A 22,077-nucleotide genomic window follows, 5' to 3' on the forward strand; every position below is an offset into this window, starting at 1 on the left:
TTTATCGATCCAAATCGTCTAGATCCTCGCCGTTGGTTGCAATGACCTTCTTGAACCAATAGAAACTGTCTTTTCGACTTCGTTCGAACGAGCCCGTTCCATCATCGTGCCGATCGACATAGATGAAGCCATAACGCTTCTTGTACTCCCCCGTTCCACACGACACCAAATCAATTGGACCCCACATGAGGTATCCCATGAGGTCAACATGGTCAACAGTCACAGCTTCATGCATAGCCTGGATATGTTTACGCAGATAGTCGATACGGTACGAGTCATGGATGGAACCGTCTGTCTCCACGGTGTCTTGAGCGCCCATGCCGTTTTCTACAACAAACAGAGGCAGCTGGTAGCGATCCTCGAGCTGGTTGAGCGCTACGCGCAGACCTACCGGATCAATTTGCCAGTCCCATTCGGTTATCTCAAGGTAGGGATTGCGTCCACCCTTGGCAACATTTCCAACGAGTTCTTTTAGCGGCTCAACGCTCTCGACCGACGAGAAATAGTAGCTCAGTGAAATGAAGTCCACCGTACCGGCGCGCAGGTCGTCTTTATCGCCCGGCTCCATTTTGGGTGTGTAACCCAAACGATCCCATACCTGCTGACAAAGATTGGTATAGCGTCCGCGCGCCTGAACATCCAAGAAGTAGAACTGTGGAAGCATCTTTTCGCGGTTCTTAACCTGGTCTTCGGGGCGACACGTGTAGGGGTACGATAAATGATAAATCACCATGGCACCAACGCGATTTGCCGGATCGACCTCATGCGCGATCTTGGCAATACGCGCCGCAGCAACAAGTTGATAGTGTGCCGCCTGCACGCGAACCTGATTCATCACCTCATCATCGCGATAAACAATACCCGCCTGATGCCAGGGCTTTGGACTGATAAAGAGGCCGTTAATCTCGTTGAACGTAAGCCAGCAGGTGACTTTGCCACGATACCGCTCAAGGCAGGTGCGGGCATAACGCACGGCAAGATTGACCATCTCGCGGCTACGCCACGAACCGTATTTCTTCACAAGCGCGAGCGGCGTATCGTAATGGAACAGCGTCACCACCGGCTTGATGCCGCGTGCGTTCAGGTCATCGAAAAGACGGTCATAAAACGCAAGGCCCGCCTCGTTGGGCTCGGAATCGTCACCGTTGGGAAAAATCCGCGTCCAGGCAATAGAGACGCGCAAAGCCTTGAAACCCATCTCGGCAAAGAGCTCTACGTCGCCAGGAAACCGATGGTAAAAGTCAATGCCGTCGTGACTTGGAAAAAGCACGCCTTCGACCGGCTTGTCGTAAATCTTACGTGGAACGCCCTTGGCGCCACGAGCCTCTACATCCGCAGTGGAAAGACCTTTACCATCCTCACGATACGCACCTTCGACCTGCCAGGCAGCCATGGCACCGCCCCAGAGAAAATCCTTTGGGAATCCCATAATGTTTTACGCTCCAATCAGAATCTGACCGCCTGCCATATCTACCGACATAGCACCGGATGCTTTGGACACCACCACAGGCACAACCGTCGAATAGCCTTCTGCCTCGATGGCGGGAATGTCGAATTCGATGAGCAGCTGACCCTTAGCAACACGTTCTCCCTGCGTCACATGGGTGGTAAATCCACGGCCATTGAGTTTTACTGTGTCGATGCCTACATGAATGAGCACCTCGGTGCCATCATCGCTAGTAAGTCCAATAGCATGCCCGGTAGGAAACAACGCCGTCACGGTGCCATCACAGGGCGCAAGCACCTTGCCCTCACGTGGCAGAACGGCAAATCCATCACCGAGAACGCCTGAGGAAAAAGCCTCGTCGGGCACCTGAGAAAGGGACACAACGCTTCCGGCAACAGGCGCATCGATGACCAACGTTGGCATCCCGCCAGCTTCGACCGTGCTGCCCGCAGCTCCGCCGTCGATGCTCGGTGCCTTTGCGAGAGGCATGGCATGCTGTGTAGGTTCAGCGATCTCCCCGGCAAGAAGCTCGTCCTCTTCGAGCGACTTCTCACGGTAAAACACGATCGTGAGGATAAATGCGACGAGCATGCCGACCACGATGCAGCAAGCCATCTTCACCACGCCGGACATATCTCCCGTGTTGACATCAATGAAATTCGCGAGCGCAAACAGGCCGACACCACCGGAATAAATCCTGATCTGCATAAGACCAACGAGCGCACCCGCAACGCCGGCGCCGATGCTAGCGCAAACAAAAGGAATCTTACGCGGAAGGCTAATGGAGTAAATTGCAGGCTCGGACACGCCGAAGATGGCAGAGATGAACGAGGACGTGCAGAGGCCCTTGACATTTTTATCGCGCGTCTTGAAGAAGACACCCATAGCAGCGGCACCCTGGCACCATGCTGCTGGGAAGTTGGGCGTAATGAGCGTATCGTAGCCAAGCGTTGCAAAGTTGTTGTAGCGAAGCGGTGAGTAGGCCCAATGCAGACCAAAGATGACAAGCGTCTGATGCAGCAAGCCAAGCACCAGTCCCTCAAGCCACGGCGCCATGCTATACAAAGACAGCGTGAACGAGGACAGCACCGAAGAGAGACCGCTGGTCACCGGGCCGATAACAACGAACAGCGCCGGAATGATAATGACGAGCGTGAAAAACGGAACCAGGAAAGAACGCACGATAGCAGGGATGATCCTCTTGAGCCAGCCCTCAACCTTTGAGGCACACCATACTGCCACAATCACCGGAATAACTGTCTGCGCATAGGAATTGTTGGCCGGGAGGATTACCGGGATGCCAAAGAACGTGAAGCGATAATCCATGCCCAGAAACTGACCTATGACGTCCATTGACCCCAAAGACGTAAGGGCCGGAAGGCACATGATGAGGCCGATCATGATGCCCATCAGTTCTGAAAGCTTGAACTTGCGCGCCGCCGTGTAGCCAATGACAACCGGCAGGAAGTAGAACAGCGCGTCACCTGCGTTGTACCAGAAAAGATATGCACCGTCTGTTTGCGAGAACAAACCAAGCGAAACCGCAGCCGCGCTCAAACCCTTGAGCATGCCCGCAGCGCAAAGGATGCCGATGAACGGCGTGAACACGCTTGTTACGATACCGACGAACTTCGAGAAAAGCCCCTGTTTTTGCTGGGGTGCGTCCCCTCCATCTTCATCTACGGCTTCACCGGACACGATGCTCTCCAGGTGTCCTACCTTTACGACCTCGTCGAATACGTCCTCAACCTGAGAACCAATGACCACTTGATACTGGCCACCGCTCCGAATGACCTGTGCGACACCATCAGTATGCTGCAGCACGTCAGTGTTGGCTTTCGATTCATCTTTGAGCGTAAAACGAAGTCTGGTGATGCAATGCGTCAAGCCCACGATATTGCCTTTGCCACCCACATTCGTGATGATGATGTGGGCAAGGCCGCTGTATTTTCCCACAGCCTAGCTCCCTTCCAGCCAATGCTTTGCGTTGACAATACGTACCGTATCGGCTTCGCGCGGCACAGCATTTCGCATCTAGCACCCTATCGAGGGGTTATTATCAGTTTTATGCGAAACGATGTTCCGCATTCGTGAGAGCATGGAACGGCGAGAAAACCTCAGTGGACCCGCCGCACACCAATTTCGTCAGCGAAAACGGTATGTTCGTCGCCCACCTACAAAACGGAGGCTGCTATGCTGATATCACAAAAGATTGAACAGCTGGCCGTCAAACACGACGATTCTAGACGCGTCGTCGGCACATACCTGCTCAATGAGGGCATTGACGTGGAGTCACGCTCGATGCAACAGGTCGCCGATGAAACGTTTACCTCCAAGTCCACTCTTGTGCGCATCGCAAAACAGTTAGGCTTTTCGGGATGGAACGCCCTCGTGCGAGCCTATGTCGATGAGCTGAAGTATCAAACCAGCCACTTCGCCACCAATGTCGATCACAACGTGCCCTTCGTAAAGACGAGCACGCCCCAGGCAATTCTTGATGCTCTATGCCAAATTCATATGGAGAGCGTCTGGCAGTCGCGACAAACCCAAAATGTCGGTACGATTATTCATGCTACCGATCTTATTTGGCACTCACGACGAGTCGCTCTGTTTGGCATCAGCGTGAACGAAATGCTGCTCAAGCTATTTCAGCGCAAGCTACTCACCATTGGCATCCCGGCGCTTATGGTCCCTCAGGCAGAGTACAAGCTTTTAGCCCATAGCCTTACCGACCATGACTGCGCCATCATGGTCTCATACTCCGGCTCGGGCAAGCAACGAACGCCCATGAACCTCATCCCCATCCTTGAGCTGAAAGGCACCCCCATCATCGCCCTCACCAGCGAGGGAGATAACTATTTGCGTCAGCATGCTCAAGCAGTATTGAGCATCTGTTCTCAGGAAAAGCTGTACACCAAGGTATCGACGTTTTCGACTGAATCGTCTATCAGCTATTCGCTTGATTGCTTGTTCGCGATGCTTTTCGCACGTGACTATGACCGAAACCTCACCAACAAGGTTGCACTTGAGGAGTCGATTGAGACCAATCGCTACGCCACGAAAGAAACGCTCTAGTCGGGCAGCAATCAGATGATGCTGCTGGCGGGAATCTCGTCATTGCACCCCACCCCACGCCTCATCCTCAACAACAAAGGGGCCGTATGCAACGCCATTAAGCACTGCATACGGCCCCGGATTCTTACCGACTCTCGAAATCCGCCTCGCGAAGCAAGCCCGAAATCAGGCCTCAGTTTTAGGCCTGATACGACGAAGCCTTCGGCGGCGTCTTGCCCTTCAGCGTCGAGTGATAGTACGCGTAGGTCAGCGGCTCCTCGTCGGAGAGCTTCTGCGCGTCGACGACCTCGCCAACGAACAGATAGTGCGTACCCACGTCTACGGTATCGATCAGCTTGCACGCGAAGACGGCGCACACGTGCTCGGGCGAGTAGGGGCTCCCCACGGCGGATTCAGCGCATCCGTACTTCTCGAACTTGTCGTAGTCGGCGCTGGAGCGGAACCCGAAGTTACCGATGTAGGGCATGTCGGCCGTCATATCGAGCGCCGTCACGGTAAACGCGCCCGCCTTCTGAATGACGCCCGTGGTCACATTGTCCTTGTGCACAGCCACCGTCATGCGCGGCGGCTCGGCGGTCACCTGCGTCGCCGTGTTGATGATGCAGCCTGCCTTCTTGCCGTCCGCCTCGGCAGATACGACATACAGGCCATAGGTCATCTTGAACAGTGCCGTGAGATCCATACCGTCTCCCCTCAATCGCGGAGGCCGGCGCGGCCTCCATAGTTATACCTATGAGGGTATCACAGTAGCATTTTCCCAACCGCAGAAGCCGGCCACGTTGCAAAAGATGCAGGCAAGCGGGCGGCGAGGCGGGCTACCGGGCGGAATGGAGCACGCAGTTGCGCCCAGCCTCAGGGAAGCACCGGCTGCACGAGACACAGCGCGGAACATAGGCTACATCGCGCTGCCAACGCGCGGGAAGGTCGGGTTCGCACACGAGCGGACGCGCAAGGCCGAAACCGCTGATTCCCGTTGTGTCCAGCAGCTCTTGCAGCTCGGGAGCAAGACGATTGCCTCCGGTCAGGATGACGGGGATGTCCACGAGCTCCGCCAAGCGCGCCGCATACGGGGCATAGAGGCAGTGCTGGCCGTCCGGCCCAGCGATGCGCACCTTGCCATAGGTTGTCCCGCTCACTTCAATGGCGTCGACGACCTTGGCAAACGCCTGCGAGACCACGAGGCTTTCGTCCTCGGTCATGCCGCCCGGCACGCCGTCCGAGCTGTTGATCTTGACGAGAATCGGAAAGTCCGGCCCCACGGCATCGCGAACTGCGCGCAAGACCTGAACGGGAAAGCGCATGCGTCCCTCAATCGAGCCGCCGTACTCGTCCTCGCGATGGTTCCACAGCGGGTTTAAGAACTGGCTGAGCAAGTAACCGTGCGCCGCATGCACCTCGACACCATCGAAGCCGGCCTGCTGCGCCCGACGTGCCGCAGCAGCAAAGTCCGCCGCAAGGGCATCCATGTCGGCGCGCGTCATGGCGCGGACCGACCGCGTCTCGTCGACAGGCGACACCCCGTCGGACGGCGCCCAGGCAGGACCCGTGAACGGCGGCTTGCCGGCGGTCGCACCGCAGTGCACGATCTGCGCGACGAAGCGAGTCCCCGTGGCGTGCACGGCCTCGGCCAGCTCGCGATATCCCGGCAGCACCTCATCGCGATCCAGGCCGAGCATGCGGTCGCGACGATACTCATCCTCGCGCACGTAGGCAAAACTCGAGATGATGGTCCCTACCCCGCCCGATGCAAGCTCGCGGTAGATACGCATGATCTCGGGCGTCACCATGCCGTGGGCGTCGGACGCCCGCTCGTAGGTCGCAGCGCGAACCAGGCGGTTGCGTGCCGCAAGCCCCCCGATATGCAGCTCGTCAAAGAGCCCCTTGCCGCCCATTTCGGCCCCTTTCTCAACAGATGGCGGTCCCTGCCGCCGCTCTTGTTCGGGCATTACCCGCCCACAACAACGAAGCCTTGGCGGCGCGCGAACCACATACCGGCCGCATGCCGCCAAGGCTAAACACTGCTAGCGATTGCGCTCCTTCAGCGCGCGATCGATCTCGCGCTGCATGTCGCGCTTCGCCATGTCCTCGCGCTTGTCATAGAGTTTCTTGCCGCGTCCCAAACCCAGCAGAAGCTTCACGCGGCCGTCCTCGTTGAAGTAGAGTTCCAACGGCACCAGGGCATAACCGCGGTTTCGCAGCTTTGCATCCAGGTGGTCGATTTCCTTGCGATGCAAGAGCAGTTTGCGACGACGATCTGGATCGCGGTTGAAGATGCTGCCGTGGCTGTAGGGATGGATATGCACGCCCATAAGCCAGCATTCGCCGCCGCGGATGAGCGCGAACGTATCGCTGATCTGGCAAGCGCGCTCACGAAGGCTGCGAACTTCTGTTCCGGCAAGCTCCACGCCGCACTCGTACGTCTCCTCGATAAAGTACTCGTGCCGAGCAGAGCGGTTCTTCGCTATGGTCTTGCGCTCCTTACGACCGGGCATCGGCGCTCTCCCCCTCGCTGTGCGTAGCGGCGTTGCCGCCCGCCTCGGGCGCGGCGACGGCCTCGGGCGCGGCGTCGCCCGACGGCGCATCCCCGGCGGTATCGGTAGCGTCCGCGGTGCCGGCGTCAGCGCCCGCGGCATCCGCACCGCCGTCCTCTGAGTCATCCTTCGAGGCGCCCTTCGCCGGACGCGTGACCACGAAATTCAGGTCGGCATGAGCCGCCTTCTCGCGGGCAAGTTCCTCGTCGGACTCGTGAATCAACTTGATGAGCACCTTGGAAGCCGGCTCGCCCACCAGATCGCGGGCGCGCACGGTCAGGCGCGTTGCCTCGTTGCGGTCGCCTGCCGCAGCGGCGTCAGAGGCGCACATGAGCAGGCAGATCGCGATCTCGGCGTTGGGGCTCGTGGGAATGCCCTGCTGCATGAGCTCCGCCATGACATGGTCGTCCGTCAGCTCCTGCCAATCGGGGTGCTCGGAGTTCAGACGGTTCATCAGGCGCACGGTACGGGTGTCGTCACCCGCTGTTCCCGCAGCCAGACGGGCGCATCCCACCGCTGCCGCCAGATTGTCCTCGTCCAGGAAGAACTGGCCCAGGTTGGCATACGCACGACCTCCCGCGACGGGGTAGGAAGCACGCTTGAGCACCGACACCGACAGGGCCGCCCACTCCTGCTTGTCCCCCAGCGCGCGGAAAAGCTCGGCGAGGTCCAGACGATAGTTGCAGTTCATGGGGTTCCAGCGCACGGCCTGCATGAGCATGTCGCGCGCAAGGACGTACTCCTGCTGGCGAATATAGGCAAACGCCAGGTCGGAATAGAGCCGGTCGAAGGGAACCTCCACCTGCACGAGCGTGCGCGGGTCGTCTTCGACCTTGCGATAGGCCAGGCGCTCGAAGGTATCGGCAAAGCTGAAGTACTGGGTGTCGTCGGTCGTCTGGCACTCAGCCTCTATGTATTCCTCGGCCTGGTCGCGCAGAGCAAGCAACATGGGCAGGGCGGTTCCCATGTCGCCCTGCGCCAAAAAGTTCTCGGCGTATTGGATGTTTTGCGCGGTGAACGGTAGGTCCATGGTAACTCCTCCGGAAACGGTCGAATCATCAGTGTAGCGCATGGCGCGAGGCGCGCGGCAGCGACACCATCTTGAGATTCAGGTGCCCGCGTACCTGGTTGACGCCGGCCACCTCAACAATCACCCGGTCGCCCACCTGGACGCGACGCCCCGTAGACGCGCCGGTAAGCGCAAGCGCCCGTTCGTCGAGGTCGAACCACTCGTCGCCGACGTCACTCATATGCACGAGCCCCTCGGCATGGGTCTCATCCAGGCGCACAAAGACGCCCAGCTGGTCGATCCACGAGACCACGCCCGCTAGACGCTCTCCAACGCTGTCCGCATAGTACTGGGCGACCTTGACCTTCTGAGACGAGCGGGCTGCAGCGTCCGCCACGCGCTCGCGCTCGCTGCTGGAGCGGCAGATCTGCGGCAGCAGGGCATCGAGCGCCTCTTTTCCGCTGCCGCACAGGTGTGGAAGGCGCGTGCGGGCGGCACGGGCGCCCAAGCGCTTGCGGGCGAGCGTGACCTTGAGCACCCGATGGACGATGAGGTCGGGATAGCGACGAATCGGGCTCGTGAAGTGGCAGTAGGCCTTGGCCCCCAAAGCATAGTGCCCCTCGTTGTGCGGCTTGTAGAGCGCACGCTGCATGGCGCGGAGCAGCAGGGCGTTTGCCGGCTCCGCAGCAGGGGTCCCGGCGGTGTCGGACAGTGCCTGCTGAATCTGGCGGACATCGCCGGCAGCCACGGCAGCAGCCTGACCCCGGCCGATAGCCCCCATGTTCGCCAGCGTCTCAGCCGCGGCGTGAAGGTGGTCGGGCGTGGGCGGCTCGTGTACACGATAGGCGGCGGGAATGTCGTCGCCGGCCAAGAAGTCTGCCACGCATTCGTTGGCAAGCAGCATGGCCTCCTCGACCAGACCCGTCGCCGGCGTACGTCGACGAACGGTTAGCTCCCGGGGATACCCGTCCTCGTCCAGCAGGGCGTGGACCTCCACCGTGTCGAAATCCACCGCGCCGCGGTCGCGCCGCAAAGTCTGCCGGAGCTCGGCAACCTCGTGCACCGCCTTCAGGAAGGCCACAAGGTCAACGCCTTCGCGCTCGGCGGCCAGGATGTGGCCCTGCGCCTTCTCCTCCACGGACTCCCCCGAAAGCAGAGCATCGGCCTCGTCGTAGGAAAGGCGCACGCGCGAGCGTATGACGCTGGGATACAGCTTGTAGCCACGCAGACGTCCACGACAGTCCAGCTGCATGTCGGCCGTGACCGCAAGGCGGTCCTCATCCGGCCGCAGCGAGCAAAGATTGTTGGAGAGGCGCTCGGGCAGCATGGGAAGAACGCGGTCCGCCAGGTACACCGACGTTCCGCGCCGGCGGGCCTCCAGATCGATCGAACTCCCCCACGCCACGTAATGCGACACGTCGGCAATGTGCACGCTCAGGCGCCATCCACCGTCGGGCTGCGCCTCGATCGAGATCGCGTCGTCAAAGTCGCGCGCATCCACCGGGTCGATGGTCAGGGCAAACCGGTCGCGCACGTCGCGCCGAAGCGGGTCTTTGAGCGCCGCATCGACGTCGAGCGCTAGGCCTTCCGCCTCTGCGAGCGCCTGCTCGGGGTAGCCATCCTCCAGGTCGTAGCGCGCCATGACGCAGCGAACGCCCACGTCGGGCGCATCGGCGTCACCCAAGCGGCGCTCGATCGTCACCACGCCCGACTCGTAGCGCGTGGGATGGCTCACGATACGCGCCTGCACCACGTCGCCGGGGGCCACGCCCACATCCGCCGCAGAGGTGTCCTGCGGCAGCACAAAGAAGTCTGCCTTGATACGCGTGTCAAGCGGGTGCACGACGCCGAGGGGCCCGGCCACGCCATAGGTTCCCACCAAGGCGTTCTGGGCGCGCTCGACCACGTTCTCGATCGTGGCCCGCCGCTCGCCATGCGGCCCTCGATGCAGGCTTACAACCGCGACGTCGCCGTTCATGACTTCGCGCACTCCGCGCGAGGTGAGTCGAAACTGTCCTTCGGCCGTCTCTACGACGCCGCCGGCATCTGTGAGCCGGACGGTGCCGGTAAGCCCCGGCCGCCGCGTGCCCCGCGTTGGCGAGCGATGCCCGCCTCTATGTCGCTTGCGCCCCACGGCGCACCTCCTCATTGTTACAAGTCTCAAACAGCCATAGTGAGCAGTTCGTACACGCTGTCAACCGCGGTGGCCGCGCATGCATTCATCGGTCGTGCACCCACGACAGTGAAAGCAGAGAGGCCCCCTCACTGTCTGGGCGCTTCCGCAGCCACGCCGCAAGGCGGTATGGCGAGGACCAGCGAAGGCAGTGAGGAGGCCTCTCGATGGGATTGAACCGTGGCTACACCTTCAGATAGCGCCTCATCGCGATTGCAGAGCCAAAGAGGCCGATCACGATACCCACGACGACCAGGGCGGCATACGTAACCAGGTACATCTCGATGGGAATGTTGAACGACAGCCATGGAATCGCCGTCTGGATGCGCGGAATCAAAACGTTCCGCCCAACCTCGAGCACGCCGATCGCCAGAAGCGCACCCAGGATGGCCTGGATAACGCCCTCGGTCACAAACGGCCCGCGAATGAAGCTGTTCGATGCGCCCACCAGACGCATGATGGCGATCTCGCGCCGACGCGCCGTAATGGACAGGCGAATGGTGTTGTTGATGAAGATGAACGCGATGAAAGTGAGCAGCGCCACCAGCACCACGGCAGCGAAGCGGATGTAGCCCGTCACCTCGAAAAGGCGGCTGACCTCCTCCTGCCCGTACAGCACGCTCGCGTCGACGTCGCCGCCGTCAACGATCTGCTGGAAGTCGGGGTCCTCCTTGATGCGCTGGGCCATGTCGGCCACCTGCGAGGGATCCTCCATCTCGATACGATAGGAGCGCGGCAGCGGGTTCTCGCCGTCAAGCGCGGCCAGCGTGGCGTCGGCGTTGCTCGACATGCTGCGATAGTCGTTGATTGCGTCGTCCTTGTCGTTGAACTCGACGCTGCGGACATTCTCCCAGCTCTCGAGCTTCTCCATGAAGGCCTCGACGTCCTCGTCCGAGGCGTCGTCCGAGATGAACGCGTTGATGGTCACCTGGTCCTCGATGGTGCCGATAGCCGAGGTGATCATGGCCGAGCCAACGATGAACAGACCGATGATGAACAGCGACAGGAAAATCGTGATGACCGCGCCGAGCGACGTGGTCCAGTTGCGCACGAAGTGGCTGCCCGCCTCGCGCAGCGAGTATCCAAGATTACTAGGCGCCATAGTTGCCGTAGCCTCCCCTCTCCTGGTCACGGACAACATGGCCCGCCTCGAGGGCGACCACGCGACGATGCATGGAGTCGACCATCTCGCGGTCGTGGGTGGCCACGATGACGGTGGTGCCCGTGCGGTTAATGCGCTCGAGCAGCTTCATGATGCCGAGCGAGATGGCGGGGTCGAGGTTGCCCGTAGGCTCGTCGCAGATGAGCAGCGGCGGGCGATTGACCATGGCGCGGGCCACGGCGACGCGCTGCTGCTCGCCGCCGGAGAGCTGGTCGGGCATGGAGTCCATCTGGTCGGCGAGGCCCACCAGACGCAGCACCTCGGGAACCTGGCTGCGGATGACGCCCTTGGGCTTGCCGATGCACTCAAGTGCAAAGGCCACGTTCTCGTAGGCGGTCTTGCCCGGAAGCAGCTTGTAATCCTGGAACACCGTACCGATCTGGCGGCGGAAGAACGGGACCTTGCGGTTCTTGATGCGCATGAGGTCCTGGCCAGCGATGAGGATGCGGCCCGAAGAGGGCTTCACGTCGCGGGTCATGGTGCGCAGCAGCGTGGTCTTACCGGAGCCGGAGTGGCCCACGAGGAAGACGAACTCGCCGGGATAGACCTCGAGGTTCACGTCGTCGAGCGCGGGCTTGTTGGGCTGGGCGGGATAGACCTTGGTGACGTGCTCCATGAGGATTACGGGGTCCACGCCGGCGTCGCGCGCCATCTTGCGACGAGAATCGCCCACCGGTGCAAAGACCGAGGTGAAATCGGGGTTCTGAAGAGCAGCGTCGAGGTCTGCCACCTCGGCCTGCTGGTCGGCCGTGACCTCCGGCACCACGCGAACGTCCGGAACCTGAGGAGGCTGGGACGGATCGGGCACCGAGGCGATGCTCGGCTGGGCCTGGGTGACCTCGGGCGTGGCAGACATGAACAGACGCGACTCGTCCACATCGGAGGCCGCGGCGTCTACCGCGGGCACAGCGGGCATGTTCACGTCGGCGGCGGGAGCGGCAACGTCGGCCACCGGGTCCATCGCCATGGACTGATCAAGATCGGGATTGTACGCAAACGGGTCCGACTCGGCGGTCGGTGCCGCAGGTACGTCCTGCGGCTCTGCGGAGGCCTGCCCCGCTACATCCGAGGCGGCGAAATGCGAGGCGGCTGTATCCGGCATCTGCACGGAAGGCGCGCTCTCACCGTCCCCGGGCTTACGGAAGTGGTTACCCACTGGTACTCCTTCGTGTCGTGCGTTTCAACTACATAAACGGATTCATTTTAACAGGAGCGCCGCAGGTACACAGAAGCGACACGGGGGGGCCAGCTGGCTGGGGTCGCAAGGCGCGCTTGGGAGCCCCGAGGTTCTACGCAGGGTGGAAGATCAAGTGCGGTTGTCCCCCCGCGCCCGATCGCTGTCATCTGCTTGGGCGCCCGGCTGTCGCCATCCGCTTAGTCGACCGGCTGTCGCCATCCGCTTGGGTGATGCCTGAACTTGCTGTCCCGCATCGTCCCGCCTGCCGTTATACACAGGTTGGCTCGAAATAGAGGCTTTTATTCACTCGATTTTGCCAGCCGTTCCCGGCGCGTCGCCCGCGCGGTCAATTCTGCCGCCCGCTGGGCGCGCGCGCTCCGCTTACGACGCATCGACCCGTATGTCCGAGGCGCCATCTGCCCACCGGAGCATGGTTTTGACCACAGCGCGCCGCCACCCGGCCCCATGGACCACCCGATTACGCCCATATCAAAGCAATACGGCGATGAATAAACTTGAACGCTGCCCAGCCGAGCGATGTTTTGACCACTCGAACCACTCGCCCGCCAGCATGGGAAGCAAGACCTTCTTCTACGAGGATTTGAAGTGGCTCGCAGAGGTCGGCGTCACCGGCGGATGGGCGGATGCGGCTCCTCCGGACGGCTGGCCCGGCGTCTGCGGGGAGCTGGGCGACGACGGCTCACCATGAATTTCGTGATATGCCCTGGTCACTCCGACACGCACAGCACGCCGCACGACGAAATAGAGCACGAGAGCGGAAATGGCGAGTGCGATCAGAAAGGGAATCGCAAAGGCAACCAAGATGACATACAGCTGATTGTGCAGGATATAGAGGTAGTCGATCATTTCCATGGCCGCCCCTTTCGACGAATCTCCCCATACGGCGAGCATACCCTTGCACATACGATGCGATTCGCCGGCCCTCCAGCGGCACAATAGCCGCCGCAGGCGGAACCACAGGACACGGCTCAAACCGAGCCATTCGCCCCCCCCTCAGTGCAACTTCGCGAACATCCTGTCCGACCCTGGAACCGGACGGAATCCAAAATGCTCGTAAAACCGCCTAGCACTCTCGTCGATGGGGTCAACCACAAGTGCCCGTGCACCGATATGTTCTGCAACCAGCTCCGAACGGTGAACAGCGTCAAGAAGCAGGTCTCTCCCCAGATCCTGCCCCCGATAGCGAGCGTCGACCCCCAGCATTCCCAACAGAATGACGGGAATTTGCAGTGGCGCATTGCGAGCCAGCCAGCCTGACGTGCTAGCACGAAGTACCGACTGGGCGCTCAACGTATAGAACCCCGCCAGAGTCTTGCCGCAAAACGAGGCGTATACCACAGCTGTCCCCGCCTCTCGCGCATGCCGTGCGCGCGTCGCGACCCAGTGGTCGATGAGTTCCGTTCCGGAGGAAAAACCATCGATGTCATCATCGTTCTGGAGCGGTCTGGGCCTGTCGAAACCTACGCCTCCCATCGGGTCGTCTCCCGACGAAACGCATCGAACCGTGGCTCAGTCGGCTCTTCAAGCAACCGCGCAAACTCGTCGAATGCCTGAGTTGACAGCTCGAAAAACCGCTGCTCCGCAATTTCCTGCCGCGCGGCTTCAACTAACCTGCTGATAGACCATTGCGACACGCTCATGCCATTGAGATGTGCCGCCTGCTCGATCTGCCCTTTCTGCATATCGGACATGCGCAAATCCAGGCGCCCTGTTTTCCTTGCCGTTGCTTCCATGCCCTCGCCTCCTAATGTACGGTAATTCACCGTACATTATAGCGAGACTCAACATTCCATAGCGGATATGTTGGGCTATGACAACAAGGCCGACAAAATGCAGCTATGCGGAACCAATCTCTCCCGCGAACACCAGAAGATCAATCGCCTCGCAGAAGCGACAATGAGCAGGGTCGAAGTGGTCAAGCAGCGAGTCAACAAAACCGCCATCGCGAACATCCTGTAGCAGGAGTCCCGCCTCGAGACAGGTACCGCTGATTTGCGTGAGCTCCGTATCGTTGCAAACGGGAATCTGTTCGGAAAGCTTGGCAGGAACAGCGCGAAGTTCCCCATAACGCTTTGCCGAAAGATGTATAGAACCTTGGTCGCACAATGCTCCTAGGCCATTCACATCAATCGATGCGACCCACTCCAGTTGCTCCCGGCGATCTTTTCCTTGTAGCTGAAGCGCTCGGTTGATATCGCTTTGAACAGCGTCACAGGAGCTGATCGTTCGATCCATGGCGTACCGCCAAGCAGTTTCGGCATGAATCGCTCCTGCTGCCAGCAAAACGACTGCAGCCACAACAAGCACAGTGAACCTCTTCCGACGTATCCACTGCCTTAGCTGCGCCATGATTCCTCCCAGCTATTCCTTCACTACGGAGCCGGCGATTTCCATGGACTCATTTGTGGGATCACCGAACAGGAAGGGCATGCGGGTGTAGTCGCCAGTGAAATCGAAGACGATACTCCCGTCGAGGCCCAGATAGCCCTCGATATGCGCCGCATTGTCACCGCCCGTGCTAGAACCATCGCCCGAGAAGGCATAGGCAAACCCGTCCGCCTGGCGATATCCACGCGCGGCGTCTGTAGCATCGACCACCGAAATCGTGCAGGTGATAACGCCCGAAATGGGATCGCTACCAAAACCGGAAGGTGTTGCCTGGTATTCAAGGGCGAAGGTGCCGGCAGCCGCGTCGACGTTGCCCACGCGGAACGCCGTCATGCGAGACGCATCCCCGCCCTGTCCAGTGTACGAACCCTGAAGCGCATCGGCGTCGTACGCGATGGTCGACTGAGGATCGCCGGCCGAACGCGTCCACGTCTCGCCGTCAAACGTATAGGTATAGGTCGTGTCCACCGTGCGGACACCAAACCACAGCTCGTAGGTGTTCTCACTGGTATAGGTGCACGTCTGCGCGGCCTCGTCGAAGGTGGGCGAGAAATCGCCTGCGATGTCGCTGTCCTCGGTCACCCCCGCGATAGCCCGCGTCGTAGCAGAGCTGTCAAGCAAAACGCCTACCCAATCCGCACGGTCGAGCCCGTCGGTTAAGACGTCGGCAAACTGCGGAAAGCGTGCCGCGTCGCCTGCGCGCACGAACAGTAGCGTCGCCGAGCAGTCGCTCTCAAAGCTCTCGTTAGTAAGCTCGGCGGTCGCCTGTACGGTAACCGAGCCGTCCTCCCCCTCGCCAGTCTGCTGAATCTGCACGTCCGAAAGGGTGTAGGGCGTGGGCGTCACATAGTCGTCCGCGGCAAAACCGCTCATGAACGCATCGTCCGATTCCAAAGCGCGCTCAACGTCTGCAACGTCGACCTTGGAAAACAGCGCTGGGCCGCCCATCGCCACAAAGCCGCCGATCGCAATGGCGGCAACCGCCGCCACCGCTGCGGCCACGCCGACAATCACGTTGCGGCGGGTGCGCAGGGTCACAGCCTGGTCATCCTGGGCGGCATCTTGGTTCGGTGAGGCCGACGCAGCCTCCTGAGCAGCTTTCTTGAGTTCTTCGGGCAGCTGCTGAGTTCCCGAGACGGCGCGCGATCCGCCGGGCAGCCGCCAGGTGGAAGACGGCTCGCCCGCAAGCGATCGCAGAGCCTCATCGCGCTCGCGCATTTCCTGCTCGGCAATGGACGCACGCTCGCAGGCGTTCGCGAAGAAGTCGGTCGAGAAGTCTGGAAGTGCGCGCGTTGGTGCCGCATCGGCTGGCGCGGCGGCAGCCGGCGCGGAATCGACCGGCACGTTATCGGTCGCTGCGACGTCAGTTTGCCTGGCATCGGCCGAGACGTCATCGGTCGACACGCCAGCGGACTCTACATCGACCGGTGCGGCGTCGCCCTGGACGGCATCGACCGGCTCGTCGACAGGCACAGCATCGGTCGCCCCGTCCTCCGCCGAAGCGTCTCCGGACACATATGCTTCGAAGGCAGCGTCCCGATGCAGGCTCTGGTCCTGATCGCTGTGCAGGCTGTCCCTGGATTCGGCCATGTTGAACTCCCGGAATCGAAGTGGTCACCCCATTGTAGCAGGGCAGCTGGCCTACCCTGCTCTGCCCGGACTCATCCTGGTGACTACGGGAGCTCTACAGAGTCAAACCCTTGAAGCCCTCGCCAAACGCCTCGTTCACATCGGTGATAACCATAATGGCATGCTCGTCGTGCTCCGCGACGATGGCCTTCAGAATCGTCACCTCTCGCTTACCCAAAATCACGAAGAGCATGGGACGGTCCTGCCCGCTCCACATACCGTGGGCATCGATGAGCGTGGCGCCGCGGTTCATACCGCGCATGATGTCCTGCGCGATGGCCTCGTAGTTCTCGGAGACGATAAACGCCGCACGGCGCCGGTTGCCGCCGTCCACGACCATGTCCACGACGTATCCCATAATCACCATGGAAAGTGCAGCGTAGAGGGCGTTTCCCACCGAAAAGACCGGGGCGCTTGCCGCGCACACCGCCACGTCGATCGCCATGACGGTGCTGCCCACCGGAAGCGACGTCTTGCGGGAGATGATCTGCGCCACGGTGTCTGAGCCACCCGTGTTAGCACCGCTGCGGAACACGAGCCCATAGCCCAGGCCCGAGATGATGGCGCCCCAAAGCGCCGAGAGCATAAGGTCGTCGGGAACGAACGCGGCAACAAGCGGTGCGAAGGCATCGGTAAAGAAGCCCAGGAGCACGAAGCCCACCACGGTGCGCAGAGCATAGCGCGCGCCGCCAGCGCGATAGGCCAAAAGCAGCAGCAACGCGTTGAAAACGATAGTCTGCACGCCTACGGGCAGCACAAGCCCTGCGCGCGACCCCAGCTCGGCGATGATAGTCGCAAGACCCGTCACGCCGCCGGCGGCAAGGCCGTTGGGGACCATGAAGGCGTCGATGCCGAGCGCGGCTATGGCACACCCGGCCGCCACCATCGGCACATCGCGTATGAACTGAGACTTGATAATCGCCTTGGCATCCATCCGACGAATCATGCGTCCCCCTCTCACGACGCGGCGCAATCAACCGCGCTTATATCGAACGTTATAAAAGGTTCGGCGCGATTCGTCCAGGATGGCCCTCGCTACCATGCAGTCCAATCCGGTCGAATCGCGCCGAACGATCAAAACGCTTAACAGGTCTTTCAACACACAATACGTCATCCAGCGCCGGGATGCCCAACCTCGGGCCGCACGACACCGAGACACGCACAGCGGCATCGCGCCAGCTGCTCGTCCCCCGCCGACGCTACGCCCGGAAGCGCTACAGCTCCTCGCCCTCGGTGCCGGCAGCGTAGTCCGCGTTACCCGTGGCCCAACGGTGATAGCCCACCACAAAGGGATCCAGGTCGCCGTCTTCCAGCACGGCGTCGACGTTGCCCGTCTCCACGCCCGTGCGCAGGTCCTTCACCATCTGGTAGGGGTACAGCACATAGCTTCGAATCTGGTTGCCGAAGCCAATGTCGTGCTTGGGGCCGCGGATCTCGTCGAGCTTGTCCTCGCGCTTCTGCAGCTCCAGCTCGTACAGACGGGCCTTCAGGATCTGCATGCACGCGGCCTTGTTCTGAATCTGGCTGCGTTCGTTTTGGCAGGTGACGACGATGCCCGTGGGAAGGTGTGTCACGCGGACGGCGGAGTCGGTGGTGTTCACGCCCTGGCCGCCGGGGCCGCTCGCATGGTAGACGTCCACGCGGATGTCATCAGGGGCAACCTCGATGTCGATGTCGTCCGGAAGCACCGGGATGACCTCGACGCCCGCAAAGGTGGTCTGGCGGCGCTTCTTGGCATCGGTGGGCGAGATGCGCACAAGACGATGCACGCCCGCCTCGGCACGCAGCATACCAAAGGCGTTCTTGCCCTCCACGGTGAAGGTGGCGCGGTCGATGCCGATGCCTTCTGCCGCCGGACAATCGTTCACCGTGACCTTCCAGCCACGGCGCTCGCAGTACTTCATGTACATCTTGAAGAGCATGAAGGTCCAGTCCTGAGCCTCAAGACCGCCCTGCCCGGGCTTGATGGTCACGATCGCGTCGCCGTGGTCGAACTCTCCGGTAAACCAGCTGGAAAGCTCCATCTGGTCGACAGAGCGGCCGAGCGCCTCTGCCGTTGATGCGGCCTCAGAAGCAAGCTCGGCAGCCTCGTCGTCGCCGTCCATCTCGGAGGCAAGCTCGAGCGCGGCGCGAGCATCGGCCAGCTGAGCGCGCGCGTCCTCGACCGCCTTCACATCGTCGCGGGCGGCAGACAGCTCAGCCATGACAGAGCGGGCGTGCGCCGCGTCGTCCCAAAAGCCCGGAGCAGCACTTGCCTGCTCGAGCTCGGCGACGCGGGCGCGCTTCTCATCCACATGCAGGTAGGACTCAACCTCACCCAGGCGCGTCTCAAGCGCGTCAAGCTGGTCGGCCACCGAGGCGGCAGCATCCGCCATTAGCGGTCCCTGCCGTGGCAGTTCTTGAACTTCTTACCGCTGCCGCAGGGGCACGGATCGTTACGACCCACGTTGGCGTACGGGTCGCCCGACTCGGCCTTCACATAGGTCTTCACCGTGCCCTGAGCAGGCGCGGGAGCCTTGCCGGCGGCATTTGCAGCATTCGCAGCAGCCTGGCGCGTCACGGTCGAGGCGCCGGCGTCGGCATCCGTAGGACCGGAGTACTTGGCGCCCGAGAGCTCCGAGGGCTGCGGCTGGCGCGCGGCCATGGGCGCGGCCTTCACCTCAATGCGCAGCACGGTGCGCAGGTAGTCCTCGTACATGGTGTTCACCAGCAGGTGGAAGGCAGCAAAGGCCTCGGACTTGTACTCAACGAGCGGGTCGCGCTGGCCAAAGCCGCGCAGGCCGATGCCCTGCTTGAGGTAGTCCATCTCCTGCAGGTAGTTCATCCAGCGCGTGTCGATGACGCGCAGCATGACCTGGGTGTTGAGCTCGCGCATGAGCTCGTCGCCCAGACGCTGGGCCTTCTCGTCGTAGCAGGTCTTCACGTAGTCGAGGACCTTCTCCTTGAGCTCGTCGACGTTCTCGAAGTCGTCCTCGAAGGTGGGCGCATCGATGTGGCCGGTAAGCTCGACGAGCCACTTGTGCAGGCCCTCGAGGTCGCGCTCGCCCTTGTGCGAGTCGGCCGGCACGAACTCGCCCACGCAGCGGGAAACGGTGTCCTCCATGACGTCGGTGATGTGGCCGGCGAGGTCCTTGCCGTCCAGGATCTTGTTGCGCTCGGCGTAGATGACCTGGCGCTGCTTGTTCATAACGTCGTCGTACTCAAGGACGTTCTTACGCATGGAGAAGTTGATGTTCTCGACCTTGCGCTGGGCGCCCTCGACGGCCTTGGAGATGATCTTGTGCTGGATGGGCATGTTCTCCATGTCGGCGTCGGCCATCATGGCGGAGATGCGATCCATCTTGTCGCCGCCGAAGAGCCTCATGAGGTCGTCCTCGAGCGACAGGTAGAACTGGGTCTCGCCCGGGTCGCCCTGACGGCCGGCACGGCCGCGCAGCTGGTTGTCGATACGGCGGGACTCGTGACGCTCGGTGCCGATGACGCACAGGCCGCCGACAGCCTTCACCTGCTCACGCTCCTCGGCGCAGGTGGCCTTGGCCTCCTCGCGCAGCTTGGCCACGAGCTCGGGATCGGCGTCCTCGCGCTCGATGCCGCGGTCGGCCAGCATGCCGTCCACGAGCTCGTCGGGGTTGCCGCCAAGCAGGATGTCCGTACCACGGCCGGCCATGTTGGTGGCGATGGTCACGGCGCCCAGGCGACCGGCCTGCGCGACGATGTGCGCCTCGCGCTCGTGATACTTGGCGTTGAGCACCTGATGCTTGATGCCACGCTTGTCGAGCAGGCGCGAGAGGCGCTCGGAGCTCTCGATGGACACGGTGCCCACCAGGACCGGCTGGCCCTTGGCGTGACGCTCGGCCACGTCGTCGGCGACCGCGCGATACTTCGCGTCGATGGTGCGGTAGACGAGGTCCTCGTGGTCGATACGCTGGACCGGCTTGTTGGGCGGAATCACCTGGACAGGCAGGTTGTAGATCTCGCGGAACTCGGCGTCCTCGGTAATGGCGGTACCCGTCATGCCCGAAAGCTTGTCGTAGAGGCGGAAGTAGTTCTGCAGGGTGATGGTTGCGAGCGTCTGGTTCTCCTCGCGGACGAGCACGCCTTCCTTGGCCTCGATGGCCTGGTGCAGGCCCTCGGAGTAGCGACGGCCCTCCATGATGCGGCCCGTGAACTCGTCGACGATCTTGACCTCGCCATTGGTAACCACGTACTGCTTGTCGCGATGGAACATGTACTGGGCCTTGAGCGCCTGCTGCAGGTGGTTCACAAGCTGGCCGGACAGGTCGGCGTAGATGTCGTCGATGCCCAGGCGCTGCTCGATCTTCTTCAGACCCTGCTCGGTCGCGGCGATGGTGTGCTTGGCCTCGTCCATGACGAAGTCGCCGTCAGGCTCGGGTGCAGGCTCGGGGTCGAGCGGGTCGCGGACGACCTCCTCCGCACGCTTAAGGCCGCGGACGGCACGCGCGAAGTCCTTGTAGGTGCTCGCCGACTTGGTGCCGGCGCCGGAGATGATAAGCGGGGTACGTGCCTCATCGATCAGGATCGAGTCGACCTCGTCGACGATGGCGAAGGCGTGGCCGCGCTGCACACGACGCTCGGCGCGCGTGACCATGTTGTCGCGCAGGTAGTCGAAACCGAACTCGGAGTTCGTGCCGTAGGTGACGTCGGCGGCGTATGCCGGGCGCTTCTGCTCGAGCGGCATGCCGTTCTGCAGCAGGCCGACCTTCATGCCCAGGAAGCGGTAGATGGAGCCCATCCACTCGGAGTCACGCTTGGCCAGGTAGTCGTTGACCGTGACGATATGCACGCCCTTGCCCGGGATGGCGTTGAGGTAACCCGCGCACGTAGAGACGAGCGTTTTGCCTTCGCCGGTCTTCATCTCGGCGATGCGGCCATCGTGCAGGGTCATACCACCGATGAGCTGCACGTCGAAGTGACGCATGCCCACGGTGCGCTTCGCGGCCTCACGGACCACGGCGAAGGCCTCGGGCAGCATGCTGTCAAGCGACTCGCCACCCTCGTAGCGCTCGCGGAACAGCACCGTCTGATGGGCGAGCTCTTCGTCGTCCATCTTCTCGTAGGTGGGCTCGAGCTCGTTGATGCGTGCCACCGTCTTCCAATAACGCTTAAGCTCTTTGTCGGAGCCAAACGAGAGCAGCTTTGAAACGAATCCCATGCGGTTTCCCTTTTCGTGGTAGCGTCGGGTGCATCGCGGCGCAACATGCAGACATTGCAGCAGGTCACGCACGTGAATTCCCCGACGGACATACTCAGACGCAGGCTATTCTATCCCTTTGCTTCTTACGGGATTGTGCAGGTTACGTAGCGCCACGTAGAAACCACGCTGAGGTTTGATTTGCAAGTTCATCGAAACGCTTCCAGGACTCAGCGGGACATGTCCCGCTGAGTCCTGGAAGCGTTTCGCGCTAGCCTCCCGGACGGGGGCCGGATCGGCCGGCCCGCGAAGA

Annotated in this window: 17 protein-coding genes; 1 reads left to right on the plus strand and 16 read right to left on the minus strand. The window is 61.5% G+C overall.

Going from position 1 to position 22,077, the window contains the following annotated elements; translation table 11 throughout:
• Position 1 precedes the first annotated feature (1 nt).
• Both B5F33_RS05680 and B5F33_RS05685 read right to left on the minus strand, forming a co-directional pair.
• Positions 2 to 1,429: a family 1 glycosylhydrolase gene (locus B5F33_RS05680; RefSeq protein ID WP_087410829.1), complete on the minus strand. Its 1,428-nt coding sequence runs from the start codon at positions 1,427 to 1,429 to the stop codon at positions 2 to 4.
• Positions 1,430 to 1,435: 6 nt separating this feature from the next.
• Entirely contained in the window at positions 1,436 to 3,403 is a 1,968-nt protein-coding gene (locus B5F33_RS05685) for a beta-glucoside-specific PTS transporter subunit IIABC (protein ID WP_087410830.1), read from the minus strand.
• A gap of 237 nt (positions 3,404 to 3,640) precedes the next feature.
• Between B5F33_RS05685 and B5F33_RS05690 the strand changes: the two genes are divergently transcribed.
• Entirely contained in the window at positions 3,641 to 4,522 is an 882-nt protein-coding gene (locus tag B5F33_RS05690) for a MurR/RpiR family transcriptional regulator (RefSeq protein ID WP_087410831.1), read from the plus strand.
• A gap of 178 nt (positions 4,523 to 4,700) precedes the next feature.
• On the opposite strand, the gene B5F33_RS05695 is transcribed toward B5F33_RS05690, so the two are convergent.
• From B5F33_RS05695 to secA, 14 genes are all read right to left on the minus strand, one after another.
• On the minus strand, positions 4,701 to 5,204 hold the full coding sequence (locus tag B5F33_RS05695) for a flavin reductase family protein (RefSeq protein ID WP_087410832.1): 504 nt from the start codon (positions 5,202 to 5,204) through the stop codon (positions 4,701 to 4,703).
• A 133-nt stretch (positions 5,205 to 5,337) separates the two neighbouring features.
• Complete coding sequence (locus B5F33_RS05700) at positions 5,338 to 6,414, minus strand: NADH:flavin oxidoreductase (protein ID WP_087410833.1); 1,077 nt, start codon at positions 6,412 to 6,414, stop codon at positions 5,338 to 5,340.
• 129 nt (positions 6,415 to 6,543) lie between these two features.
• Positions 6,544 to 7,014 (minus strand): SsrA-binding protein SmpB, encoded by a 471-nt coding sequence (smpB, locus tag B5F33_RS05705; RefSeq protein ID WP_087410834.1) that lies wholly within the window; start codon positions 7,012 to 7,014, stop codon positions 6,544 to 6,546.
• On the minus strand, positions 7,001 to 8,083 hold the full coding sequence (locus B5F33_RS05710; RefSeq protein ID WP_239284855.1) for a hypothetical protein: 1,083 nt from the start codon (positions 8,081 to 8,083) through the stop codon (positions 7,001 to 7,003). The genes smpB and B5F33_RS05710 overlap by 14 nt, the downstream gene beginning before the upstream one ends.
• Before the next feature lie 28 nt (positions 8,084 to 8,111).
• The gene (locus B5F33_RS05715; protein ID WP_239284858.1) at positions 8,112 to 10,196 is read right to left on the minus strand and encodes a VacB/RNase II family 3'-5' exoribonuclease; all 2,085 of its coding nucleotides are present in this window, start codon (positions 10,194 to 10,196) and stop codon (positions 8,112 to 8,114) included.
• Positions 10,197 to 10,419: 223 nt separating this feature from the next.
• Positions 10,420 to 11,337 carry a permease-like cell division protein FtsX gene (ftsX, locus tag B5F33_RS05720; RefSeq protein WP_087410836.1) on the minus strand — a complete coding sequence of 306 codons (918 nt, stop codon included), beginning with the start codon at positions 11,335 to 11,337 and terminating at the stop codon, positions 10,420 to 10,422.
• Positions 11,327 to 12,553: a cell division ATP-binding protein FtsE gene (ftsE, locus tag B5F33_RS05725; RefSeq protein WP_087410837.1), complete on the minus strand. Its 1,227-nt coding sequence runs from the start codon at positions 12,551 to 12,553 to the stop codon at positions 11,327 to 11,329. The genes ftsX and ftsE overlap by 11 nt, the downstream gene beginning before the upstream one ends.
• A 612-nt stretch (positions 12,554 to 13,165) precedes the next feature.
• The gene (locus tag B5F33_RS05730) at positions 13,166 to 13,447 is read right to left on the minus strand and encodes a hypothetical protein (RefSeq protein WP_087410838.1); all 282 of its coding nucleotides are present in this window, start codon (positions 13,445 to 13,447) and stop codon (positions 13,166 to 13,168) included.
• A gap of 608 nt (positions 13,448 to 14,055) precedes the next feature.
• On the minus strand, positions 14,056 to 14,328 hold the full coding sequence (locus B5F33_RS05740; RefSeq protein ID WP_087410840.1) for a DUF1778 domain-containing protein: 273 nt from the start codon (positions 14,326 to 14,328) through the stop codon (positions 14,056 to 14,058).
• 103 nt (positions 14,329 to 14,431) lie between these two features.
• Positions 14,432 to 14,944, minus strand: a complete 513-nt coding sequence (locus tag B5F33_RS05745; protein WP_087410841.1) for a hypothetical protein — start codon at positions 14,942 to 14,944, stop codon at positions 14,432 to 14,434.
• 12 nt (positions 14,945 to 14,956) lie between these two features.
• Positions 14,957 to 16,573: a hypothetical protein gene (locus tag B5F33_RS05750; RefSeq protein WP_087410842.1), complete on the minus strand. Its 1,617-nt coding sequence runs from the start codon at positions 16,571 to 16,573 to the stop codon at positions 14,957 to 14,959.
• 94 nt (positions 16,574 to 16,667) lie between these two features.
• Positions 16,668 to 17,558: a YitT family protein gene (locus B5F33_RS05755; RefSeq protein WP_087410843.1), complete on the minus strand. Its 891-nt coding sequence runs from the start codon at positions 17,556 to 17,558 to the stop codon at positions 16,668 to 16,670.
• 268 nt (positions 17,559 to 17,826) lie between these two features.
• Positions 17,827 to 18,987, minus strand: a complete 1,161-nt coding sequence (prfB, locus tag B5F33_RS05760; protein WP_087410844.1) for a peptide chain release factor 2 — start codon at positions 18,985 to 18,987, stop codon at positions 17,827 to 17,829.
• Positions 18,987 to 21,785, minus strand: a complete 2,799-nt coding sequence (gene secA / locus B5F33_RS05765; protein ID WP_087410845.1) for a preprotein translocase subunit SecA — start codon at positions 21,783 to 21,785, stop codon at positions 18,987 to 18,989. The genes prfB and secA overlap by 1 nt, the downstream gene beginning before the upstream one ends.
• Between the last annotated feature and the right edge of the window lie 292 nt (positions 21,786 to 22,077).

It is taken from the genome of Collinsella sp. An2 (assembly GCF_002160065.1).
Lineage (GTDB): Bacteria > Actinomycetota > Coriobacteriia > Coriobacteriales > Coriobacteriaceae > Limicola.